This is a genomic window from Sphingomonas sp. STIS6.2 (assembly GCF_000732685.2).
GTDB lineage: Bacteria > Pseudomonadota > Alphaproteobacteria > Sphingomonadales > Sphingomonadaceae > Sphingomonas > Sphingomonas aerolata.
In genome coordinates, this window is the sequence record NZ_JPDP02000149.1 from 1 (window position 1) to 2137 (window position 2137).

At 63.1% G+C, this 2137-nt stretch carries 3 protein-coding genes and 1 pseudogene; 2 read left to right on the forward strand and 2 right to left on the reverse strand.

Annotated elements, in window-relative coordinates; all coding sequences use genetic code 11:
• A pseudogene (locus sphst_RS14625) lies at nt 1–328 on the reverse strand (hypothetical protein); the annotation flags it as partial.
• 100 nt (nt 329–428) lie between these two features.
• Nucleotides 429–590, reverse strand: a complete 162-nt coding sequence (locus sphst_RS20705; protein WP_156360361.1) for a hypothetical protein — start codon at nt 588–590, stop codon at nt 429–431.
• Between the two features lie 325 nt (nt 591–915).
• Between sphst_RS20705 and sphst_RS14630 the strand changes: the two genes are divergently transcribed.
• Together sphst_RS14630 and sphst_RS14635 are read left to right on the forward strand one after the other, a co-directional pair.
• A complete protein-coding gene (locus sphst_RS14630; protein ID WP_031395526.1) occupies nt 916–1383 on the forward strand; it encodes a hypothetical protein in 468 nt (155 codons plus the stop codon).
• A gap of 212 nt (nt 1384–1595) precedes the next feature.
• Nucleotides 1596–2137, forward strand: a 542-nt coding sequence (locus sphst_RS14635) for a PilZ domain-containing protein (RefSeq protein WP_159043658.1), incomplete at its 3' end; no start/stop codon positions are given.

Below are 2137 nucleotides of genomic sequence, written 5' to 3' on the forward strand. Positions count from 1 at the left end.
CGGGTGCCGCGTCGGCATAGATGGCCATCCGCTCCGCGGTGCCGGGATGCGGATCGATTGCATAAAAGCCGCCGGGATCGACCGGGGACCCGGCATGCAGCCGCTGCGTCTCGCCGCTGTCGACGCCGTCCGCGACCGCGATGGCCTTTGTCGGCGGGAGCACCGACCAGCGATGCGAGATACCCGATCGCCCCGCCATCCGATCGAACAGCCTGGCCGAACGGGCATCGACCCGGTCGCGTGCCCAGCGGATAAACGCCTCGTGAATGTCATGGCCGGGGACCGCAGTCCCGATCGCGTTCAGGTAGGCAGGCAGGGGAGCGGGCACGACATCCTTTCGCACGGTTGATACGGCCAACGCGTGACGTCCGGACATCGGCCCGACATGCGGCTATAACAAGCCCTTGGCAGGCGGAACCGCGCTGGCTTTAGTCCTGATCGATCGGGTCGAGATGGTCGTGCCCGACCAGGTACTTCTCCTCGACCATCGCCATGCTGACACCGACATAGGCCGCAATCGCATGATCGCCCGCCTGTTCGAGCGCGCGACAGGCTTCCTGCAGAAGCTCATAGGTGCGTGCAGCATTCATCGCGTATCTCCGAGGAGGGCGTCCGAGCCGGAGGATCATGCCGGACGCGGGCAAAATCGATCAAACCTTATATTGGTTTCACATTGGTACAAAATTCTACCTGTTGCAGCCCAAAAACTCACACGGGGCAAGCCACCAATCACAACCAAACTGAACAGATTTCAACCCGTTTTGCCTATCTTAAGAAAGTTCCGAGACTATCGCGTGTAACTAAAAGAATAGAGCGGTAAAACAGATAGCTGAATGATGTTGACCATTATGCCGGCGTGCCGCCATATTTGGGTCATTATGGGCTTAAGACCCTGTGGGCGACCGGGAGCATGTGGTGAAAGACGAATCCGTTGCCGACTTGATCAAGGATCTGGGATCGAGGCTGGCCGCCGTCAGCGAGGAGTTCACGGCGCGGGCATCGCGGGTCGTCGACCAGCGGGCCGAGGATGCGACGAGCCCGATCAGCGAGGAAATGCTCGTCGCCCGGGCCAAGGAGATTCTGGCGCATCGTAAACTGCGCCGTCGCTTCCTGCCGGGCGAATTGTTTCACGAGCCGGCCTGGGACATGCTCGTCGCACTGTTCGTCTCGCACCGCGATCACCGGCCGACCAACGTCAAGGCGCTGGTCGCGATGGCGGATGCACCGGTCACCACGTCGCAACGCTGGATTGAGCACCTCCACAAGCTGAAGCTGATCGACCGCGTCAACGACCCGACCGATCGGCGTCGCATCGAAATCTCGCTGAGCGCAGCCGGCTATGACGCGGTCGCCGGCTACCTCACCGCGATCGCCCGACGCTGACCGGCATTCAGCACAGTATTACAGTAATTTCGGTTTTGTAGTAATTAGTTAAGCCGCGCCTAGCACGGTTCGCCGACACCGTTCGGGGATATCAAATGTGCGGCAAGGCAGACCAGGCTCAGGCACCAGATGGCGCTATCGCGCACCGACAGGGCGGTGCGTGCTGATCGCGCGTCGCGCCTCCCGATCGCATGGCGGCGGGGAGACGGCGCGTGCTCTCGGGGCCTGACGAGGAGGACGAAACCGGCGGCGACACCGGGAGCGGGGCAGCTCTGCGCCAGCCCGCGGATCGCGACCGGCGTGCCGGTCGGCGCCATGCGACCGTCCTGCTGATCGGCCGGGTCATCCATGCCGATCGCGGCTCGATCTGTCTCGTCCATGACATTTCGACCGTCGGTCTGAAAGCGCGCTTCACCACGCTGCCAGCGCTTGGTGAGATGCTCGAGATCAAGGTGCGGGGTATGCCGTTGCTTCGCGCCACCGTCCGCTGGGTCGACGGGTTTCGCGCAGGGGTCGATTTCGACGAGCCGCATGTGATCGACCCCGTCTTCGCGACGCGCGACGCCGCCGGGATGATCGCCCGATCGCCGCGATTCATCGTCTCGGCACCGGTCAGGCTGAATGTTCAGGGGTGCTGGTATGCCGCAAGGCTGGTCGACATCTCGACCGGTGGCGCGAAACTCGAGGTTGCGGCGTCGCTCTGCGAGCATTTTTCACAGGGGCAGGCGGCCCAGCTCGTCGTCGATCCCGGCGG

Coding starts and splice junctions, on each gene's coding strand:
- sphst_RS20705 (WP_156360361.1), bottom strand. CDS start 590: ATGAATGCTGCACGCACCTATGAGCTTCTGCAGGAAGCCTGTCGCGCG.